18 protein-coding genes and 1 riboswitch are annotated in these 20,913 nt (G+C 55.1%); of the genes, 8 read left to right on the plus strand and 10 right to left on the minus strand.

The window, feature by feature from the left end; all coding sequences use genetic code 11:
- Nucleotide 1 precedes the first annotated feature (1 nt).
- Complete coding sequence (gene araB / locus AL479_RS13375) at nucleotides 2–1,711, minus strand: ribulokinase (protein ID WP_061076405.1); 1,710 nt, start codon at nucleotides 1,709–1,711, stop codon at nucleotides 2–4.
- A gap of 340 nt (nucleotides 1,712–2,051) precedes the next feature.
- Between araB and araC the strand changes: the two genes are divergently transcribed.
- Entirely contained in the window at nucleotides 2,052–2,930 is an 879-nt protein-coding gene (araC, locus tag AL479_RS13380) for an arabinose operon transcriptional regulator AraC (RefSeq protein WP_042997958.1), read from the plus strand.
- Nucleotides 2,931–3,015: 85 nt separating this feature from the next.
- The gene (locus tag AL479_RS13385) at nucleotides 3,016–3,783 is read left to right on the plus strand and encodes a DedA family protein (RefSeq protein WP_061076406.1); all 768 of its coding nucleotides are present in this window, start codon (nucleotides 3,016–3,018) and stop codon (nucleotides 3,781–3,783) included.
- Between the two features lie 64 nt (nucleotides 3,784–3,847).
- Here the strand turns inward: AL479_RS13385 and thiQ are convergent, their stop codons facing one another.
- From thiQ to sgrR, 4 genes are all read right to left on the minus strand, one after another.
- Nucleotides 3,848–4,546 carry a thiamine ABC transporter ATP-binding protein ThiQ gene (gene thiQ / locus AL479_RS13390; RefSeq protein ID WP_061076407.1) on the minus strand — a complete coding sequence of 233 codons (699 nt, stop codon included), beginning with the start codon at nucleotides 4,544–4,546 and terminating at the stop codon, nucleotides 3,848–3,850.
- Nucleotides 4,530–6,140: a thiamine/thiamine pyrophosphate ABC transporter permease ThiP gene (gene thiP, locus AL479_RS13395; protein ID WP_061076408.1), complete on the minus strand. Its 1,611-nt coding sequence runs from the start codon at nucleotides 6,138–6,140 to the stop codon at nucleotides 4,530–4,532. The genes thiQ and thiP overlap by 17 nt, the downstream gene beginning before the upstream one ends.
- Nucleotides 6,116–7,099 (minus strand): thiamine ABC transporter substrate binding subunit, encoded by a 984-nt coding sequence (gene thiB / locus AL479_RS13400; protein ID WP_042997954.1) that lies wholly within the window; start codon nucleotides 7,097–7,099, stop codon nucleotides 6,116–6,118. The genes thiP and thiB overlap by 25 nt, the downstream gene beginning before the upstream one ends.
- A 32-nt stretch (nucleotides 7,100–7,131) precedes the next feature.
- A riboswitch (TPP riboswitch) is annotated at nucleotides 7,132–7,343 on the minus strand.
- A 33-nt stretch (nucleotides 7,344–7,376) separates the two neighbouring features.
- Nucleotides 7,377–9,032, minus strand: a complete 1,656-nt coding sequence (gene sgrR, locus AL479_RS13405) for an HTH-type transcriptional regulator SgrR (RefSeq protein ID WP_061076409.1) — start codon at nucleotides 9,030–9,032, stop codon at nucleotides 7,377–7,379.
- Nucleotides 9,033–9,125: 93 nt separating this feature from the next.
- On the opposite strand from sgrR, the gene sgrT reads away from it, so the two are divergent.
- Together sgrT and AL479_RS13415 are read left to right on the plus strand one after the other, a co-directional pair.
- The gene (sgrT, locus tag AL479_RS13410; RefSeq protein ID WP_042323887.1) at nucleotides 9,126–9,248 is read left to right on the plus strand and encodes a glucose uptake inhibitor SgrT; all 123 of its coding nucleotides are present in this window, start codon (nucleotides 9,126–9,128) and stop codon (nucleotides 9,246–9,248) included.
- A 109-nt stretch (nucleotides 9,249–9,357) separates the two neighbouring features.
- Nucleotides 9,358–10,536, plus strand: coding sequence for a sugar efflux transporter (locus AL479_RS13415; protein ID WP_061076410.1), 1,179 nt, complete (start codon nucleotides 9,358–9,360; stop codon nucleotides 10,534–10,536).
- A gap of 89 nt (nucleotides 10,537–10,625) precedes the next feature.
- Here AL479_RS13415 and leuD read toward each other — a convergent pair whose 3' ends face one another.
- The 5 genes from leuD to leuL form a co-directional block, all read right to left on the minus strand.
- A complete protein-coding gene (gene leuD, locus AL479_RS13420; RefSeq protein WP_061076411.1) occupies nucleotides 10,626–11,231 on the minus strand; it encodes a 3-isopropylmalate dehydratase small subunit in 606 nt (201 codons plus the stop codon).
- Between the two features lie 10 nt (nucleotides 11,232–11,241).
- Nucleotides 11,242–12,642: a 3-isopropylmalate dehydratase large subunit gene (gene leuC / locus AL479_RS13425; RefSeq protein ID WP_105291757.1), complete on the minus strand. Its 1,401-nt coding sequence runs from the start codon at nucleotides 12,640–12,642 to the stop codon at nucleotides 11,242–11,244.
- Between the two features lie 2 nt (nucleotides 12,643–12,644).
- Nucleotides 12,645–13,736, minus strand: a complete 1,092-nt coding sequence (gene leuB / locus AL479_RS13430; protein ID WP_061076412.1) for a 3-isopropylmalate dehydrogenase — start codon at nucleotides 13,734–13,736, stop codon at nucleotides 12,645–12,647.
- Nucleotides 13,736–15,307 (minus strand): 2-isopropylmalate synthase, encoded by a 1,572-nt coding sequence (gene leuA / locus AL479_RS13435; RefSeq protein WP_061076413.1) that lies wholly within the window; start codon nucleotides 15,305–15,307, stop codon nucleotides 13,736–13,738. The genes leuB and leuA overlap by 1 nt, the downstream gene beginning before the upstream one ends.
- Before the next feature lie 89 nt (nucleotides 15,308–15,396).
- On the minus strand, nucleotides 15,397–15,483 hold the full coding sequence (gene leuL / locus AL479_RS13440) for a leu operon leader peptide (RefSeq protein ID WP_042323878.1): 87 nt from the start codon (nucleotides 15,481–15,483) through the stop codon (nucleotides 15,397–15,399).
- A 657-nt stretch (nucleotides 15,484–16,140) separates the two neighbouring features.
- Between leuL and leuO the strand changes: the two genes are divergently transcribed.
- The 4 genes from leuO to cra all read left to right on the plus strand — a co-directional run bounded on the left by leuO (nucleotide 16,141) and on the right by cra (nucleotide 20,812).
- On the plus strand, nucleotides 16,141–17,091 hold the full coding sequence (leuO, locus tag AL479_RS13445; RefSeq protein WP_061076414.1) for a transcriptional regulator LeuO: 951 nt from the start codon (nucleotides 16,141–16,143) through the stop codon (nucleotides 17,089–17,091).
- Nucleotides 17,092–17,408: 317 nt separating this feature from the next.
- On the plus strand, nucleotides 17,409–19,133 hold the full coding sequence (ilvI, locus tag AL479_RS13455) for an acetolactate synthase 3 large subunit (RefSeq protein ID WP_061076416.1): 1,725 nt from the start codon (nucleotides 17,409–17,411) through the stop codon (nucleotides 19,131–19,133).
- Nucleotides 19,134–19,135: 2 nt separating this feature from the next.
- On the plus strand, nucleotides 19,136–19,627 hold the full coding sequence (gene ilvN / locus AL479_RS13460) for an acetolactate synthase small subunit (protein ID WP_042997945.1): 492 nt from the start codon (nucleotides 19,136–19,138) through the stop codon (nucleotides 19,625–19,627).
- 180 nt (nucleotides 19,628–19,807) lie between these two features.
- Nucleotides 19,808–20,812 carry a catabolite repressor/activator gene (gene cra / locus AL479_RS13465; RefSeq protein ID WP_061076417.1) on the plus strand — a complete coding sequence of 335 codons (1,005 nt, stop codon included), beginning with the start codon at nucleotides 19,808–19,810 and terminating at the stop codon, nucleotides 20,810–20,812.
- Nucleotides 20,813–20,913 lie beyond the last annotated feature (101 nt).

Here is a 20,913-nt window from a genome sequence, read left to right on the forward strand (position 1 = left end):
CTTAGTGAGTCAGGGTTGCCTGGTCAGCCGGCGCGGTATTAACCGGGGTGGCAGTCGGAAGATAATGTTGCTCAGCGCTTACCGCCCACTGCTGGTAGCGGCGATAAAGCTGTTCGAAACGTTGTGCCTGTTCGGGGCGAGGTTGCAGCGTGTTTTCCACCGCGCTGGCCATTTTCTGCTGTGCCGCAGGGATATCGGCATGCACGTTGGCCGCCACGGCGGCGAAGATGGCCGCGCCCAGCGCACAGCACTGATCGGAGGCGACGATTTGTAGCGGTCGATTCAGGACATCGCAGCAGGCCTGCATAATGACCTTGTTTTTCCGGGCGATGCCGCCCAGCGCCATGACGTTGTTGACCGCAATACCTTGTTCGGTAAAGCATTCCATGATGGCCCTTGCGCCAAAGGCGGTTGCGGCGATTAGTCCGCCGAACAGCGCCGGGGCATCCGTGGCCAGATTCAGATCGGTCATCACCCCTTTCAGGCGTTGGTTTGCGTTCGGCGTGCGGCGGCCGTTAAACCAGTCAAGCACCACCGGTAGGTGATCCAGCGACGGATTTTTCGCCCAGGCTTCGGTTAATGCTGGCAGCAGTTGTTTCTGGCTGGCGCTGATCTGCGCTTTCAGTTCCGGGTGCTGCGCGGCGAGTTGCTCCAGCGGCCAGCCGAGAATGCGACCAAACCACGCGTAGATATCGCCAAAGGCAGACTGTCCGGCTTCCAGACCGATAAAACCGGGGACCACACTGCCATCGACTTGCCCACAAATGCCTTTCACGGCGCGCTCGCCGACGCTCTGTCTGTCCGCAATCAAGATGTCGCAGGTTGAGGTTCCAATGACTTTCACCAGCGCATTGGGCTGTGCGCCCGCGCCAACAGCACCCATGTGGCAGTCGAATGCGCCGCCGGAGATGACGACGTTTTCCGGCAGGCCAAGGCGCTGCGCCCACTCGGCGCACAGCGTTCCAACTGGCAGATCGGCAGTGAACGTGTCGGTGAACAGGGGGTATTGCAAATGCTGGTTAATCAGCGGATCGAGGTCGTCGAAGAAACTGGCGGGCGGCAGACCGCCCCAGCTTTCATGCCACAGTGATTTGTGCCCGGCGCTGCAACGACCCCGGCGGATATCCTGCGGACGCGTGGTACCAGAAAGGAGGGCTGGCACCCAGTCGCACAGTTCAATCCAGGAGACGGCGGCCTGGGCAACTGCGCGGTCTTCGCGGGTGACATGAAGGATCTTGGCCCAGAACCATTCGCTGGAGTAAATGCCGCCGATGTAACGGGAGTAATCGACGTTGCCCGGCGTATGGCACAGACGGGTAATGGCTTCGGCTTCTTCTACTGACGTGTGGTCTTTCCACAGGACGAACATCGCGTTTGGGTTTTCCGCGAACTCTTCCCGGAGCGCCAGCACGTTGCCATCGGCGTCAATCGGCGCTGGCGTTGAGCCTGTACTGTCGACGCCAATCCCAACGACCTCTGCACGTTGCGCCGCGCTGAGTTCTGCCAATACGCTTTTCAGCGCGGCTTCCATCGACTCCATGTAGTCGCGGGGATGATGGCGGAACCGGTTGTTCGGGGCGTCACAAAAACGTCCTTCCTGCCAGCGCGGGTACCACTCAACGCTGGTGGCGATCTCTTCGCCGGTGGCGCATTCCACTGCCAGCGCGCGTACAGAATCACTGCCAAAATCGAGGCCAATTGCAATTGCCATCCTCTTGCTCCATCCAGAAATACGGGTATGGAGAAACAGTAGTGAGTGGGGATAAAAACCGTCAGGTAGGATCCGCTAATCTTATGGATTAAAATGCTATGGCATCGCAAAGTGTGACGCCGTGCAAATAATCAATGTGGACATTTCTGCTCTAGTTATAGACACTTTTGTTACCCGTTTTTGCCGCAGTCATCGCGCAGAGTCATGACATAATGCTTTTCACAAGCGGGGTTGATGGGGCCGCCCGTGATGGTGCGGCGACAAGGCAGGGCGCAAACCATACTGTCCTGCGTAATATGGACAATTTGTTTCCTCACCGAACCTCGGGAGTCGTGAAATTATGGCTGAACCGCAAAATGACCCTCTCCTGCCAGGGTACTCGTTTAACGCGCATCTGGTCGCCGGTTTAACGCCGATAGACGCCAACGGGTATCTGGATTTTTTTATCGACAGGCCGTTGGGGATGAAAGGCTATATCCTTAACCTCACGATTCGGGGGGAAGGGGTGATTAAAAATCAGGGGCGGGAGTTTGTCTGCCGACCCGGTGACATTTTGTTGTTCCCGCCGGGCGAAATTCATCACTACGGACGCCATCCGGATGCCAGCGAGTGGTATCACCAGTGGGTTTACTTTCGTCCCCGCGCCTACTGGCAGGAGTGGCTGACCTGGCCGTCCATTTTTGCGCAGACCGGTTTTTTCCGTCCGGACGAAGCGCATCAGCCGCACTTTAATGAGCTGTTCGGCCAGATTATCCACGCCGGACAGGGGGAAGGGCGCTACTCTGAACTGCTGGCTATCAACCTGCTGGAGCAGTTACTGCTGCGGAGAATGGAAGCGATCAACGCGTCGCTGCATCCACCGATGGATAACCGCGTGCGCGATGCCTGTCAGTACATCAGCGATCATCTGGCGGACAGCCACTTCGATATTGCCAGCGTTGCCCAGCACGTCTGCCTGTCGCCATCGCGCCTGTCGCACCTGTTCCGTCAACAGTTGGGTATCAGCGTGTTGAGCTGGCGTGAGGATCAGCGTATCAGCCAGGCGAAACTGCTGCTCAGTACAACACGCATGCCGATTGCCACCGTCGGACGTAATGTCGGGTTCGACGATCAGCTCTATTTCTCCCGCGTCTTTAAAAAATGTACCGGCGCCAGTCCGAGCGAGTTCCGCGCCGGTTGTGAAGAAAAAGTGAATGATGTGCCCGTGAAGATGTCATAACCTGTAACTAATCTGATAACTGATAGCTTGACGAAGCAGGGATGGATTAGCAGAATCCCTGCTTCGTAAATCTGACGGACGCATTATGCAAGCATTGCTGGAACACTTCATTCTCCAGTCCGCCATGTACTCTTTGATTGCTGTGGCGCTGGTGGCCTTCCTGGAATCGCTGGCGCTGGTGGGGTTGATTTTACCGGGAACGGTAATGATGGCCGGGTTGGGCGCCCTGATCGGTAGCGGGGAACTCAACTTCTGGCATGCCTGGCTGGCGGGAATTATCGGTTGTCTGCTGGGCGACTGGATCTCGTTCTGGCTGGGCTGGCGCTTCAAAAAGCCGCTACACCGCTGGTCGTTCATGAAGAAGAACAAGGCGCTGCTGGATAAAACTGAGCACGCGCTGCATCAGCACAGTATGTTCACGATTCTGGTGGGACGCTTTGTCGGACCAACGCGCCCGCTGGTGCCGATGGTCGCCGGAATGCTGGATCTACCGGTGGCGAAATTCATTACGCCCAACATTATTGGCTGCCTGCTCTGGCCGCCGTTTTATTTTCTGCCAGGGATTCTGGCCGGCGCGGCAATTGATATTCCGGCGGGGATGCAAAGCGGCGAGTTTAAGTGGTTGCTGCTGGCGACAGCCATCCTGCTGTGGCTCGGTGGCTGGCTGTGCTGGCGCCTGTGGCGTAGCGGAAAAGCCGCGACGGACCGCTTAACGCATTACCTGCCAAAAGGCCGTCTGCTCTGGCTGGCGCCGGTGGTGCTGGGGATGGGGATTGTCGCGCTGGTGACGTTACTCCGCCACCCGCTGATGCCAGTGTATCTCGATATTCTGCAAAAAGTGGTGGGCTACTGATATTTCTGCCGGATGGCGTTTATCTCGTAGGCCGGATAAGGCAAAGCCGCCATCCGGCAACCCATTATTTTTTAATCCCCAACAGCGCTGAGGCGCTGGCTCTGCCACTCAGCAATTCATCGGTTTTGCCCTGCCACGCGATGCGACCGTCGGCCACGACGACAGAGCGTGGGGCAATGCGCGCCGCATCTTCGACGCTGTGTGACACCATCAGCAGCGTCAGTTGCCGGGCATGGCAGATATCGCTTACCAGGGTCAGCATCTCCTGGCGCAGAGCAGGGTCGAGGGCTGAAAACGGTTCGTCAAGCAGCAGGACCGGCTGTTCGCGTACCAGACAACGCGCCAGTGCCACACGCTGGCGCTGACCGCCGGAAAGCTCGCCGGGCAGGCGGGCCATCAGCGTCTCGATCCCCATTTGTTGTGCGATATGCCGGCGCTTCTCTTTCTGTTCGGCGTTTAACTTCAGTCCGGGATCCAGTCCCAGACCGATGTTTTGCTCAACGTTTAAATGGCTGAACAGATTGTTTTCCTGAAACAACATCGACACCGGACGACGTGATGGCGGCGTGGTGGTGTGGTCTTCCCCTTCTATCAGCAGGGTGCCGCGGGCAGGCGTGAGAAAACCGGCAATCAGACTCAGTAACGTACTTTTCCCTGCGCCGCTTGGTCCCAGAATCGCCATCTGTTCACCGCGCGCCACGGACAGCGTAAAGCGCATGGGCAGATGGTGGTAGAGCCAGGTGATATCAGTCAGTCTTAGCATTTCGCCCCGGTAACGTCTCAATAACGGTAAATAAAATAAAGCACAGGATCAGCAATAAGAGCGCAGTGACGGCACCGTCCTGACTGCGATAAGAGCCAATTTGCTGATACAGATAAAACGGCAGGGTGCGGAAATCATCGTTGCCGAACAGCGCTACCACGCCAAAATCGCCGATAGACAGCACGCAGGCAAAGGCGAGAGCTTGCGCCAGCGGGCGCTTCAGTGCCCGCAGTTCGACCACTTTTAGCCGCTGCCAGCCTTCAATCCCCAGCGACTGACACAGCATGGTGTAGCGGGCGGTAATATCGCGCATCGGGTTTTCCAGCACTTTCAGCGCGTAGGGAATGGCCATCAGCGCATTGGTGAAAATCACGATGCCGTCAGCGGATTCCGGCAGACCGATGCTGTTGTTGAGCAACAGGAAGAAGCCGGTGGCCAGTACAATGCCAGGCATCGCCAGAATAAGCATCCCGCTTAGCTCCAGCGCTTGCCCTGCCAACAGCTGCTGACGGGCGCGCAGTTCGCGGCTGCTCCACAGCAACATCATCGTCAGGATCACGCACAGCAGACCCGCTGCCAGCGCAATACGCAGCGAAGTCCACACCGCCTGCCATAAAATGGGCTGTGCGAGCACGTCCAGCAGATGGCGATTCACCCCGTCGACCATCACCGCCAACAGCGGTGGAAGCAACAGCAGCAGTGCGAGGACAATCAGCAGGGCATCGGTTAAACGGCTGTGCAGCCGATCGTCCGGATCGCGCCACCCCTGAACCAACGTGGTGCCGGGAGAGATGGCTTTACTCAATCGCTGACTGAGGAGCACCAGCGCCAGACAGCACACCATCTGGATCAGCGCCAGCATGGCGGCGCGGGCAGGATCGTAGTCGAAATTCAGCGCCTGATAAATCGCCAGCTCAATGGTTGTCGCCTGCGGCCCGCCGCCCAGCGACAGTACGGTAGCGAAACTGGCAAAACAGAGCATAAAAATCAGCGCAGCGACCGGCGGGATTTGGCGGCGCAGCCACGGCCACTCGACAAAACGGAAGAACTGCCAGCCGCGGATACCCAGTTGGGCGGCAAGCTGACGCTGCTCGCCGGGAATATTCTCCAGCGACTGCAACAGCAGGCGGCTTGCCATCGGCAGATTAAAAAAGATGTGAGCCAGCAGGATGCCCTGCAAACCGTAAGGCGAGAAGGTCCACTCCAGCCCAAGCATGTGCCAGAGCGAAGCCAGCCATCCCTGGCGTCCATAGACGCTGAGAATACCAAACACCGCGACCAGCACCGGGAGGATCAGCGTCATGGCGCACAGGCGCAGCAGGGCCAGACGCCCCGGAAAGCGGCGTCGGTACAACGCGCGGGCAAGGAAGATGGCTGGAACGACAGAAAGCACCGCTGACAGGAAGGCCTGCCAGAAGGAAAAACGCACCACGTGCCACAGGTAGCTGTCCTGCCACAGCGAGGACCACGCCGCCTGCGGCGCGTTGAACCACAATGCCAGAAAAGCGGCCAGCGCCACCGCCACCATCAACGTGGCGGCACAAAGGCCTGGGATCAGCCAGCCGGCAATTAACGGCTGACGGCGCGTTGCCATTCGCTAATCCATGCCTGGCGCTGTGCCGCCACTTCCGCTGACGTGAATTCCAGGGTCGTTGCGGGTTTCGTCAGTTGTTCGAATCCGGCAGGCAGGGTGACATTCGCCACCGGATACATCCAGTTGCCGGTCGGGATAGCATTCTGAAACGCAGGCGAAACCATAAATTTGAGGAATTTTTCCGCCAGTTCAGGCTGCTTACTGGCTGCGGTACGCGCGGCGACCTCCACCTGCAGGTAATGGCCTTCACTAAAGTTGGCCGCCACGTAGTTCTCTTTTTTCTCTTCGATGATGTGATACGCCGGAGAGGTGGTGTAGCTCAGCACCAGATCGCTTTCACCTTTCAGGAACAGGCCATAAGCTTCGCTCCAGCCTTTGGTGACGGTGACGGTTTTTGCCGCCAGTTTTTGCCACGCCTGCGGCGTTTTATCGCCATACACTTTCTGCATCCACAGCATCAGCCCAAGTCCTGGCGTGCTGGTGCGCGGATCCTGATAAATCACCCGCCATTTCTGATCGCTCTCGACCAGTTCCTTCAGGCTCTTCGGTGGGTTTTTCAGTTTGTTTTTGTCATACACAAAAGCGAAGTAGCCGTAATCAAACGGGACGAAGGTGTCATTCTTCCAGCCGCCAGGAACATTGACCGCCTCGCTGGCGACACCGCTTTTCGCGAACAGTTGGGTTTGCGTCGCCGCTTCCAGCAGGTTGTTATCCAGCCCCAGCACCACGTCGGCCTTGCTGTTTTTCCCTTCCATCCGCAGGCGGTTGAGGAGTGAAACGCCATCTTCCAGCGCTACCAGTTTCAGCTCGCAGTTGCAGTCGGCTTCAAAAGCTTTTTTCACCGCCGGGCCAGGGCCCCAGTCTGCGGCGAACGAGTCGTAGGTGTAGACGGTAAGAACGGGTTTTGCGAAGGCAGGCGCTGCGCACAGGAGTAAAAGGGGAAGACATTTTTTCAACACTTTGCACCTCAAAAGATGGGTGGCAAAGGATTTTGAGCGGTAGCCTCAAATCCCTTCGCCGGCGTTATCCGGATCAGGTTCGACGGGTATTTTCTCAGCCCATACACTTCATCATTCAGGCAGCCTCTGAGTTCGCTCACCCCAGTCACATAGTGTTCTATGCTCCTGGGGATTCACTCGCTTGCCGCTTTGATGCAGCTTGAATGATTTTGTGTATGTTTAATTAGCACCCCGTTGAGAACGGCGTTAGTGTAGTGATTTTGCCGCGTTGCGGCAATCAGGGATCCGGCGGGGCAAACCACGCGGATTTAAAGTCGAACCAGCCGAGGGTGTTCATGCGCAAGCCGCGCATACTGCGCTGGCCCTGAATAATCAGCCAGTGGTGGATCAGCGGGACAATCGCTTTGCTGGCAAGCAGTTGCTGACACCACACGGCCAGATTCATTTCGCCGGTGCGCCAGCGCGCGGCATCGGCTTCCCAGTCCAGCGGAATACAGTGCTGTAACAGCGGGACTTCACACAGGTGCGCGAACAAAGAGAAGTCGAGCGGCAGGGTGAAGTTGGCGCTGTTAAGCCAGATGTCGCTTTCAATTTCCCCGGCATGCCATTGATCGTAGTCGATCTCCTGAATCTCTAGCTTCACCTGATGTTCAGCCAGGAGCTGACTCATGATCTGTGCAATCACCTGGTGTTCTATGTGTTCGTGATAATAGGTCAGCGTGAGCGTCTCCAGCCCGGCGGGTTTCTCGCCGTGGCCCGGCCGCGCATGATGCCAGCGCGGCAGCAGGCCATAGGCCGGGAACCAGTGGCGCTGATACTGTTCATCGGCATAGTAAAGCAGGTTGCTTGGTGACAGTATGCGGCTGACCCACTCCCGGACCGCCTGATTGGCGCCGCGATGGGTACGGGCGTCGAACAGCAGGTAATAGCACCCCTCTTCCAGACGGCTTTCGATGGCTTTTTCGTCGTCAGTGGGACCTTTCAGCGTCAGACCGCCGTTCGGCTCATCGCCGATATCCGGCAGTACCCAGACGTTCACTTCATCAATCAGGGCCCGAAAGCCGAAGAAATCGTCAAAAGCATGGATTTTTAACTGGTTGCGCGTATTCCGTATCACCGCGTACGGGCCGGTGCCAATCGGATGGCTGGAAAAATTGCTCAGGGTTTCCCATTCGCGCGGCAGGATCATCGCCGGGACCTGACCCAGCAGCCACGGCAGCCAGCGATCGGGTTGCGAAAGATGAATGTCCAGCGTCCAGGGCGTTGGCGAGACGATCTCGCTGATGTGCGAATAGAGCGGTAAGGCGTTAATGCGCGTTAGTGACGACACCACATCGTCCATTTCCAGTTCACGCCCGTGGTGAAAATGGATCCCTGGACGCAGGAAAAAGCGCCAGTGCAGGGGAGAAATTTGTTGCCAGTGGTGGGCAATGTCGGCTTCCAGTTCCCCATTTTCCTCATTTACGCGAGTCAGGGCGCTGAAGATTTGGCGGGCAATGTGGGTTTCTGAGCGACGTAATGCGCTGCCTGGCAGCAGATTTTGCATCGGGCGGTAGTAAAGTACGCGCAGGATGTGACGGCCCTGACGGAAGCTGCGGCCCAGATGGGAAACCAGCATCTGCCGCACGGCCGTTTTGTCGCCGACCAGTTGCACCAGTTGATCGATGCGATCCTGCTCCAGCAGATCTTCCGCACGCTGCTGCTGGAGCGCCAGTCCGGTATACAGAAAGGTCAGGCGTGAACGTTTTCCGCGTCCCACTTCCGCCTCCCACGTCAGCCAGCCGCGCTCCTGCATGGTATTGAGCAGCGTGCGCATATGACGGCGCGAGCAGCTCAGCAGATCCGCCAGTTCGTTGAGCGTGGTGTCCTGCGTTTTGCCGTCGCAGCATTGCCACAAGCGGATGAACTGTTGTTGCAGACGGCCAGAAGACATAAAAGGGGAACTCCTGCGGAAAACTCAGCAATTTTATTATCCCTATATTAGGCCAATAATACATTCCGATGAAGCACTATGAAGGGGTCATCTATGCGCCAGTTTTATCAGAAGTACTTTGCCGCGACAGAAGGGTTGTCCTGGTTGGCTTGCCTGAGCGCGCCGCAGCGCTTAAAGATGCTGGAAGAACTGATGCAGTGGGAGGTGACAGCCTGACCCTGGAGTAGCAGACATCATGTGTGACTGAGTATTGGTGTTAATCACCGCGCCAGCAGGTATTATCTGCTGGCTTTTTTCGTTTCGGCTGCGCTGACTAAGGAAAGATATGCTCTGGTTAATGACGATGGGACGACGTCTCAACGGTGTGTACGCGGCGTTTATGCTCGTCGCTTTTATGATGGGCGTGGCGGGGGCGCTACAGGCCCCGACGCTGAGCCTGTTTCTCAGTCGCGAGGTCGGGGCGCAGCCGTTCTGGGTGGGGCTGTTTTACACCGTTAACGCCATCGCCGGGATTGGCGTGAGCCTTGCGCTGGCAAAACGCTCAGACAGCCAGGGAGACCGCCGCAGGCTGATTCTGTTTTGTTGCCTGATGGCCATCGGTAATGCGCTGCTGTTTGCCTTCAATCGCCACTACCTGACGCTGATCACCTGCGGCGTACTGCTGGCGTCGCTGGCAAATACCGCGATGCCGCAATTGTTCGCGCTGGCGCGGGAATATGCCGACAGCTCGGCGCGTGAAGTGGTGATGTTCAGCTCAGTGATGCGTGCTCAGCTCTCACTGGCGTGGGTGATTGGCCCGCCGATGGCGTTTATGCTGGCGCTGAATTACGGCTTTACCGTGATGTTTTCGATTGCCGCCGCGATTTTTGCGCTCAGTTTCATCCTGATTGCCTTTATGCTGCCGTCCGTCGCCCGCGTTGAACAACCCGCGGATGTGCCGGTCATTCAGTCTGGTGGCTGGCAGGATAAAAACGTCCGTATGTTGTTTATCGCTTCCACGCTGATGTGGACCTGCAACACCATGTACATCATCGATATGCCGCTGTGGATTAGCACGGAGCTTGGACTGCCGGATAAGCTTGCCGGGATCCTTATGGGCACCGCCGCAGGACTGGAAATCCCGATCATGATCCTTGCCGGCTTCTACGTCAAACGTTTCGGTAAGCGCCGGATGATGCTTATTGCTGTCACCGCGGGCGTGCTGTTTTATCTCGGGCTGATTTTCTTCCACAGCCATCAGGCGCTGCTGATGTTGCAACTGTTTAATGCGGCGTTTATCGGGATTATTGCCGGTATTGGCATGCTCTGGTTCCAGGATCTGATGCCGGGCAGGGCCGGATCGGCGACGACGCTATTTACCAACAGCATTTCGACCGGCGTAATTCTGGCGGGGGTGATCCAGGGTGCGGTTGCCCAAAGCTATGGTCACTTCGCGGTATACTGGGTGATTGCGGCGATTTCGCTGGTTACGCTGGTGATGACCGGGCGGGTGAAAGACGTTTGATTTATGGATTGCCGGATGGCGGCTAACGCCTTATCCGACCTACAGAAATTCGTAGGCCGGATAAGCGCAGCACATCCGGTATTGCGGGCTTAGCGCATAAACGCGGGCTGCTTGTCTTCGTACTCGGTGATAGCGGCTTCGTGCTGCAGCGTCAGCCCGATGCTGTCCAGACCGTTCAGCATGCAGTGGCGGCGGAAGTCGTCGATCTTAAAGCTGTAAGACTTATCGCCTGCTTTCACTACCTGCGCTACCAGGTCCACTTCAAATGTAATCCCCGGATTGGCTTTGACCAGGCTGAACAGCTCATCGACCTGTTCGTCGCTTAATTTCACCGGCAGCAGTTGGTTGTTAAAGCTGTTGCCGTAGAAAATGTCCGCGAAGCTCGGCGCAATCACCACTTTAAAGCCGTAATCCGTCAACGCCCACGGCGCGTGCTCACGGGAAGAGCCGCAGCCGAAGTTTTCACGAGCCAGCAGAATCGAGGCCCCCTGGTATTCCGGGAAGTTCAGGACGAATTCCGGATTTGGCTGCTGGCCTTTTTCATCCAGAAAACGCCAGTCATTGAACAGGTGGGCACCAAAACCGGTGCGGGTGACCTTCTGCAAAAACTGCTTAGGAATGATCGCGTCGGTATCGACGTTGGCGGCATCCAGCGGGACAACCAGGCCTGTATGTTGGGTAAATTTCTCTGCCATGGGAGTCTCCTTATTTGATGCGGCGAATGTCGGCAAAATGACCGGTAACGGCGGCGGCAGCAGCCATCGCCGGGCTGACCAGATGGGTACGACCACCGCGCCCCTGACGCCCTTCGAAGTTACGGTTGCTGGTCGACGCGCAGCGTTCGCCCGGATTCAGACGGTCGTTGTTCATGGCCAGACACATGGAGCAACCCGGCAGACGCCACTCGAAACCGGCTTCGATAAAGATCTTATCCAGCCCTTCTGCTTCTGCTTGCGCCTTCACCGGACCAGAGCCTGGAACCACCAGCGCCTGGACGCCCGGCGCGACTTTACGACCTTTGGCAACCTCTGCGGCAGCGCGTAAATCTTCAATACGCGAGTTGGTGCACGAGCCGATGAACACTTTATCGATCGCCACTTCCGTTAACGGCACACCCGGTTTCAGGCCCATATAGGCCAGCGCTTTTTCGGCGCTGGCGCGCTCAACCGGATCGGTAAACGACGCCGGGTCAGGAATGTTGTCCGTCACGGAGATCACCTGGCCCGGGTTGGTTCCCCAGGTTACCTGCGGGGCAATCTCTTCAGCCTGTAAGGTGACAACCGTATCAAAGCGCGCGTCGGCGTCGGTTTGTAACGTTTTCCAGTACGCGACTGCGTTATCAAAATCTTTACCTTTCGGCGCGTGCAGACGGCCTTTGACGTAGTTAAAGGTGGTTTCATCCGGGGCGACTAATCCGGCTTTGGCGCCCATTTCAATCGCCATGTTGCACAGGGTCATGCGGCCTTCCATGCTCAGAGCACGAATGGCATCGCCGCAAAATTCAACGACGTGGCCGGTACCGCCGGCGCTACCGGTTTTACCGATAATCGCCAGCACGATATCTTTCGCAGTGATCCCCGGCGCGGCGTTGCCGTTGACTTCAATCTTCATGGTTTTAGCGCGGCCCTGCTTCAGGGTCTGGGTTGCCAGCACGTGCTCGACTTCGGAGGTGCCGATACCGAACGCCAGCGCGCCAAAGGCACCGTGGGTCGCGGTATGCGAGTCGCCGCAGACGATGGTCATTCCCGGCAGGGTGACGCCTTGTTCCGGCCCCATCACGTGAACGATGCCCTGATACGGGTGGTTCAGATCGTACAGCTCAACGCCGAATTCATTGCAGTTCTTAATCAGTTCCTGCATCTGGATACGCGCCATCTCGCCGGACGCATTGATATCTTTGGTCTGCGTGGAGACGTTGTGATCCATCGTGGCAAAGGTTTTGCCCGGCTGGCGAACCGGACGACCATGCGCACGCAGGCCGTCGAACGCCTGCGGAGAGGTCACTTCATGCACCAGATGTCGATCGATGTACAGCAACGGGGTTTCGTTTTGCGCTTCAAAGACGACGTGCGCATCAAACAATTTTTCGTATAACGTTTTAGCCATGATTACACCCCTTGTGCGACATAACGAGCAATGATGTCGCCCATCTCATCGGTACCAACGGCAGCTGCGCCACGGGCTAAATCACCGGTGCGGATACCTTCTTCTAATGCGCGGTTAACCGCACGTTCAATGGCGGATGCCGCGTCATCGGCATCCAGGCTGTAGCGCAGCAGCAGCGCCAGCGACAAAATTTGCGCGATCGGGTTAGCGATATTCTTGCCGGCAATATCCGGCGCGGAGCCGCCCGCCGGTTCATACAGACCAAAGCCCTGCTCGTTCAGACTGGCGGAAGGCAGCATGCCCATCGAGCCGGTAATCATCGCGCATTCGTCAGACAGAATGTCGCCAAACAGGTTGGAGCACAGCAGCACGTCAAACTGGGACGGGTCTTTAATCAACTGCATGGTGGCGTTGTCGATGTACATGTGCGCCAGCTCAACGTCCGGATATTCTTTGGCAATTTCATTGACGATTTCGCGCCACAAAATAGAGGTTTGCAGAACGTTAGCTTTGTCGATAGAGGTCACTTTACGGCGGCGTTTACGCGCAGATTCAAACGCAATGCGCGCGATACGTTCAATTTCAAAGCGGTGATAGACCTCGGTATCGAACGCTTTTTCATACTGGCCGCTGCCTTCACGACCTTTTGGCTGACCGAAGTAGATCCCGCCGGTCAGTTCACGGACGCACAAAATGTCGAAGCCATTCGCGGCGATGTCGGCGCGCAGAGGGCAGAAGGCTTCCAGCCCTTGATACAGTTTTGCCGGACGCAGATTACTGAACAGTTTGAAGTGCTTACGCAACGGCAGCAGCGCGCCGCGTTCCGGCTGGCTGTCCGGCGGCAGATGTTCCCATTTCGGGCCACCGACGGAGCCAAACAGAACGGCGTCGGCCTGTTCGCAGCCTTCCACCGTCGCCTTCGGCAGCGGTTGACCGTGGTTGTCGATCGCCGCGCCGCCGACATCATAATGACTGGTGGTAATGCGCATCTCAAAACGATGGCGAATAGCGTCCAGGACTTTCAGGGCTTGCGTCATCACTTCCGGACCAATACCGTCGCCCGGCAAAACAGCAATATGGTAATTCTTCGACATCACACGGTTTCCTTGTTGTTCTCGTTGTTCTGAGCTTTACGTTGCAACTCTTTTTCGACTTCTGCCGCACGCCAGATGTTGTTCAGCACGTGCACCATCGCTTTCGCGGAAGATTCAACAATGTCTGTTGCCAGACCGACGCCGTGGAAACGGCGCCCGTTATAGTTGGCGACGATATCGACCTGACCCAGTGCATCTTTGCCGTGTCCTTTAGCGGACAGGCTGTATTTCACCAGCTCAATGTCGTAATCGGTAATACGGTTGATCGCCTGGTAAATGGCATCGACCGGGCCGTTACCGTTAGCCGCTTCGGCTTTCACGTCGCTGCCGCAGGCCAGCTTGACGGAGGCAGTGGCGATATCGTTAGAGCCGGACTGGACGCTGAAATAATCCAGGCGGAAGTGCTCAGGCTCTTCCTGTTGCTTGCCAATAAACGCCAGCGCTTCCAGATCGTAATCAAACACCTGACCTTTCTTGTCGGCCAGCTTCAGGAAGGCGTCGTACAGATTGTCCAGGCTGTATTCACTCTCTTTATAACCCATCTCATCCATACGGTGTTTTACCGCTGCGCGCCCGGAACGGGAGGTCAGGTTCAGTTGCACCTGATTCAGACCGATGGATTCCGGCGTCATGATTTCGTAGTTTTCGCGGTTCTTCAGCACGCCGTCCTGGTGGATCCCGGAGGAGTGGGCAAACGCGCCGCTGCCGACAATCGCTTTGTTCGCCGGGATTGGCATGTTGCAGATCTGGCTGACCAACTGGCTGGTACGCCAGATCTCCTGATGGTTAATACGGGTGTTGACGTTCAGGATGTCCTGGCGAACTTTAATCGCCATGATCACCTCTTCCAGCGAGCAGTTACCGGCACGCTCGCCAATTCCGTTCATCGCCCCTTCTACCTGACGTGCGCCAGCGTGAACCGCAGCCAGCGCGTTGCCGACGCCCAGACCTAAGTCGTCATGGGTGTGGACGGAAATGATCGCTTTATCGATGTTTGGTACGCGCTCATACAGACCGGAGATAATGCCGGCGAACTCAAAGGGCATGGTGTAGCCGACGGTGTCCGGGATGTTGATGGTCTTAGCGCCAGCATTAATGGCGGCTTCCACAACGCGGGCCAGATCGGCGATAGGCGTACGGCCTGCATCTTCACAAGAGAATTCAACATCGTCGGTGTAATTACGTGCGCGTTTCACCATATAGACCGCGCGCTCAATCACCTCGTCCAGCGTGCTGCGCAGCTTGGTGGCGATATGCATCGGTGAGGTGGCGATAAAGGTATGAATACGGAAGGCTTCGGCAACCTTCAGCGACTCAGCCGCGACGTCGATATCTTTTTCCACACAGCGGGCTAATGCGCAAACCCGGCTGTTCTTGACCTGACGAGCGATAGTTTGTACGGATTCGAAGTCGCCGGGAGAGGAGACCGGGAAGCCGACTTCCATCACGTCAACACCCATACGCTCAAGGGCCAGCGCAATCTGCAGCTTCTCTTTCACACTCAGGCTTGCCTGTAACGCCTGTTCACCGTCGCGTAAAGTGGTATCGAAAATAGTGACTTGCTGGCTCATGTTTTAGGTCCTTAGTCTTTAGGGCGCCTTGCTTCGAGCATAAAAAAACCCGCGCAACGGCGCGGGTTTTTTATCTTACTGGATACGACTTAATGCTGAATGCCGCTCACCAGTCTACCGCGCAACGAAGATGCGTTTAGTAGTAGTAGACCGTTAAAGCGAGCGATACGAATCATTAAATCAACTCCAGGCGAATGCGATATGCTTTTAGTGGTACTGGATACGATGGCTGATGTCAACCCCACTGCCGAAAACACCGCCCCAGGCAGAGGAAAAGGGAGGGGCTGATTTAGCTAATTGTGCTGAACTTTTTCTTTTATTCCAGAGTAAAAAACGGTTGTGTGTTCACACTTCTCATTGTTTGACATAATTGAGCACGTTTTTTTTCAATTAGAGTAAAAGAAGGTTTATCCACGCTCTACTGAGATTGATTTTTTATCAGTATGATTTTAATGAAGTTATTTGCGTTGTTAATCAATCGATATCTGCATAAAGAACATTATTGATAAGTTAATGTTAAGTGTTAACGTATGAGTAATATAAATAGTCAATTACAATTCATGTTTTTATTCACTTGGTGCATTGTTGTTTATTGATGTTGCTTATGTTTATATTGCTTTCGTCATGAAAAATTTATGATTTATCGTGCTGTGAAGGATGCCACATCACGCTGGCGCCAGTTTTATACATATTTTTCTGGCGTCTTTATGTTTTCCTAATTTCAATCTCTACCCTTTTTCTTATTTTATATGCATGGTAAATCATATTTTCCGAGATTATTTCTCTGCATTCCGGCAAGAAAAAGGGAGTTAAGCGTGACAGTGGAGTTAACTATGCCAGAAGTAACCGTTGATAAACCCAATGCCCATCATTTAGAGATGGATAAACCGCAACTTCGTATGGTCGATCTTAATCTATTGACTGTATTTGATGCGGTAATGCAGGAGCAGAATATTACCCGTGCCGCGCATGCCCTCGGGATGTCGCAGCCAGCCGTAAGCAACGCCGTGGCGCGTCTTAAAGTGATGTTTAATGATGAGCTTTTTGTGCGCTACGGCCGTGGGATCCAGCCCACTGCGCGGGCTTTCCAGCTCTTCGGTTCCGTCCGTCAGGCGCTGCAATTGGTTCAGAATGAACTGCCTGGTTCCGGCTTTGAACCCGGTAGCAGCGAGCGCATGTTCCATCTTTGCGTTTGCAGCCCGCTGGATAATACCCTGACCTCTTTAATTTATAATCGTATTGAAAAAATTGCACCTAATATTCATGTTGTATTTAAGTCATCCTTAAATAAAGACACTGAACACCAATTACGTTATCAGGAAACGGAGTTCGTTATTAGTTATGAAGAATTCCGTCGTCCTGAATTTACGAGTATTCCATTGTTTAATGATGAAATGGTGCTGGTCGCCAGTCGTAAACATCCTCGTATTAATGGACCTCTGCTGGAAAGCGAGGTTTATAATGAACAACATGCTGTTGTTGCACTGGACCGTTTTGACTCATTCAGTCAACCCTGGTATGACACGGCTGACTCACAATCTTGTGTGGCCTATCAGGGGATGGCATTAATCAGTGTTCTTAATGTTGTTTCGCAAACGCATCTGGTGGCGATTGCGCCACGCTGGTTAGCTGAAGAGTTCTCTACCTCTCTGGATCTCCAGATATTACCGCTGCCTTTAAAACTGAATAGCAGAACCTGTTATCTTTCATGGCATGAAGCGGCCGGTCGGGACAAAGGGCATCAGTGGATGGAAGAGTTGTTAGCGTCCGTCTGCACACGTTAGGCGCGAATGAGATAAACCGGGTGAAACATCCGGTTTATCCTGTCTTCGTTTTATTTACTGGCATTTTGTCCTGAATTGAGTTGGTCATTCTTTTTTCTATCCGCGAAAAAATTGATGATTCGCTGTATGTGCCCATTTTCAGCCGATTAATTATCAATACCTGAGAGAAATTTAGTTTAATTCGCCGTTTCTCCGTCGCTTTCCTCTCGTTTGTGCTTATTTCCCGGCGCATTTGCCCCTTTCTCAGAATTGCCTGCATCCAGGGGAGCGGTTAAGGTGTTTTACACATCATTAATCGTCATTCAGTGAGGCAAGCCATGGAGATGTTGTCTGGAGCCGAAATGGTCGTCCGATCGCTTATCGATCAGGGCGTTAAGCAGGTATTCGGTTATCCCGGGGGCGCAGTCCTCGATATTTATGATGCGTTGCATACGGTCGGTGGGATCGATCACGTGCTCGTCCGCCATGAACAGGCTGCCGTGCATATGGCCGATGGCCTGGCGCGGGCAACAGGGGAAGTGGGCGTGGTGCTGGTAACTTCCGGCCCGGGCGCTACCAATGCGATTACTGGAATCGCGACGGCGTATATGGATTCTATTCCGTTAGTGATTCTTTCAGGTCAGGTCGCGACCTCGCTGATTGGCTACGACGCCTTTCAGGAGTGCGACATGGTGGGGATCTCTCGCCCGGTCGTGAAACACAGTTTTCTGGTGAAGCAAACGGAAGATATTCCGCAGGTGCTGAAAAAAGCCTTCTGGCTGGCAGCGAGCGGTCGTCCGGGACCGGTGGTGGTGGATTTGCCGAAGGATATTCTCAATCCTGGCAAAAAACTGCCTTACTCCTGGCCTGAGTCGGTCAGCATGCGGTCGTATAACCCGACCACTGCGGGCCATAAAGGACAGATTAAGCGCGCCCTGCAAACGCTGGTGGCGGCAAAAAAACCGGTTGTCTATGTCGGCGGCGGGGCGATAACGGCGGGGTGCTATGAGCAACTGCATCAGACCATCGAAGCGCTCAACCTGCCGGTGGTCTCTTCGCTGATGGGACTCGGGGCATTTCCCGCAACGCACCGTCAGTCGCTCGGGATGCTGGGCATGCACGGTACCTATGAAGCCAACATGACGATGCATAACGCCGATGTGATTTTTGCCGTTGGGGTACGTTTTGACGATCGCACGACGAATAATCTGGCCAAGTATTGCCCGAATGCAACGGTGCTGCACATTGATATCGACCCGACTTCAATCTCTAAAACGGTGACGGCGGATATCCCTATTGTGGGTGATGCGCGCCAGGTGCTGGAGCAGTTGCTGGAATTATTGCCGCAGGAATCCGCCCAGCAGCCGCTGGATGATATTCGTGACTGGTGGCAACAGATTGAACGCTGGCGTGCGCGTCAGTGCCTGAAATATGACACGCACAGCGAAAGTATCAAGCCACAGGCGGTTATCGAGGCGATTTGGCGCCTGACTAATGGCGATGCGTATGTGACCTCGGATGTGGGTCAGCATCAAATGTTTGCCGCGCTTTATTACCCCTTCGATAAACCGCGCCGTTGGATCAACTCTGGCGGTCTCGGCACGATGGGCTTCGGTTTGCCTGCAGCTCTGGGAGTGAAGATGGCGTTGCCGGAGGAAACGGTGGTCTGCGTGACGGGTGACGGCAGTATTCAGATGAACATTCAGGAGTTGTCGACCGCGCTGCAGTATAAACTGCCGGTACTGGTGCTAAACCTGAACAACCGTTATCTGGGCATGGTAAAGCAGTGGCAGGACATGATCTACTCGGGTCGTCACTCTCAATCGTATATGCAGTCGCTGCCTGATTTTGTTCGCCTGGCGGAAGCCTACGGACATGTCGGCATTCAGATCTCTCGTCCTGATGAACTGGAAAGTCAATTGAGTGAAGCGCTGGCGCAAGTGAAAAACGGTCGTCTGGTGTTTGTTGATGTTACCGTCGATGGCAGCGAACACGTCTACCCGATGCAGATTCGCGGCGGCGGGATGGATGAAATGTGGTTAAGTAAAACGGAGAGGACCTGATTATGCGCCGGATATTATCAGTACTGCTGGAGAACGAATCCGGTGCGCTGTCGCGCGTGATCGGCCTTTTTGCTCAGCGGGGTTACAACATTGAGAGCCTGACCGTCGCGCCGACGGACGATCCGACGCTCTCTCGCATGACCATCCAGACGGTGGGCGACGAGAAAGTGCTTGAGCAGATTGAAAAGCAACTGCACAAGCTGGTGGATGTGCTGCGGGTTAGCGAACTCGGGCATGGCGCGCACGTCGAGCGCGAAATCATGCTCGTGAAGATTCAGGCCAGCGGCTATGGTCGGGAAGAGGTGAAACGCAACACGGAGATTTTTCGTGGGCAGATTATTGATGTCACGCCAAACCTCTATACCGTTCAACTGGCGGGGACCAGCGATAAGCTGGACGCTTTTCTGGCAACGTTGCGCGAAGTGGCGAAAATTGTTGAGGTTGCGCGTTCCGGTGTGGTGGGGCTATCGCGCGGCGACAAAATAATGCGCTAATCATTCTCTTTTCGTTAATTCATATGCCCAACTTCCCCCGTTGGGCATTTTTTTGCGAAATCCGTGGTAACCCGGAATAAAAGCGGTTGCCGCAGTAACTATTCTGCGCTTAGATGTTACCGATTTTAACCCATGCCGTTACAATGGTTATGGTTTGTACATTTTACGCAAGGGGCAATTGTGAAACTGGATGAAATCGCTCGGCTGGCTGGTGTATCGCGAACGACTGCAAGCTACGTAATTAACGGAAAAGCAAAGCAATACCGCGTGAGCGACAAGACTGTCGAAAAAGTCATGGCGGTGGTGCGTGAGCATAATTACCACCCGAATGCTGTGGCTGCCGGGCTACGTGCTGGACGCACACGTTCTATCGGTCTGGTGATCCCGGATCTGGAGAACACGAGCTATACCCGTATTGCGAATTATCTTGAACGCCAGGCGCGCCAGCGTGGTTATCAACTGCTGATTGCCTGTTCGGAAGATCAGCCTGATAACGAAATGCGCTGCATTGAACATCTCTTACAGCGCCAGGTTGATGCGATCATTGTCTCCACATCGTTGCCGCCGGAACACCCGTTCTATCAACGCTGGGCCAATGATACTTTCCCAATTGTGGCGCTGGATCGTGCATTAGATCGTGAACATTTTACCAGCGTCGTGGGCGCCGATCAGGACGATGCCGAAATGCTGGCCGGAGAGTTGCGTAAGTTCCCGGCTGACACTGTGCTTTATCTGGGCGCGCTGCCGGAGTTGTCCGTCAGCTTCCTGCGCGAGCAGGGTTTCCGTGCCGCCTGGAAAGACGATCCGCGTGAAGTGAATTTTCTGTATGCTAACAGCTATGAGCGTGACGCGGCGGCACAGCTATTTGAAAAATGGCTGGAGACGCATCCGATGCCACAGGCGCTGTTTACCACCTCATTCGCCCTGTTGCAGGGGGTGATGGATGTGACGCTGCGCCGTGATGGTAAGCTACCTTCCGATCTGGCGATTGCGACCTTTGGCGACAACGAACTGCTGGATTTCTTGCAGTGCCCGGTTCTGGCCGTGGCGCAGCGCCATCGTGATGTTGCAGAGCGCGTGCTGGAAATTGTCCTGGCGAGTCTGGATGAGCCGCGTAAACCAAAACCCGGTTTAACGCGCATTAAACGAAACCTCTACCGTCGGGGCGTATTAAGCCGCAGCTAGTCAATTTCTGAATTTTGCGCCAGAAGACAATTTTTCTGGCGCAACTTAACGATCTTCTCTCCACAATACCCTCACCATAATTAAGATTATTCCTTAAAGTT

This window comes from Citrobacter amalonaticus (assembly GCF_001559075.2).
GTDB lineage: Bacteria > Pseudomonadota > Gammaproteobacteria > Enterobacterales > Enterobacteriaceae > Citrobacter_A > Citrobacter_A amalonaticus_F.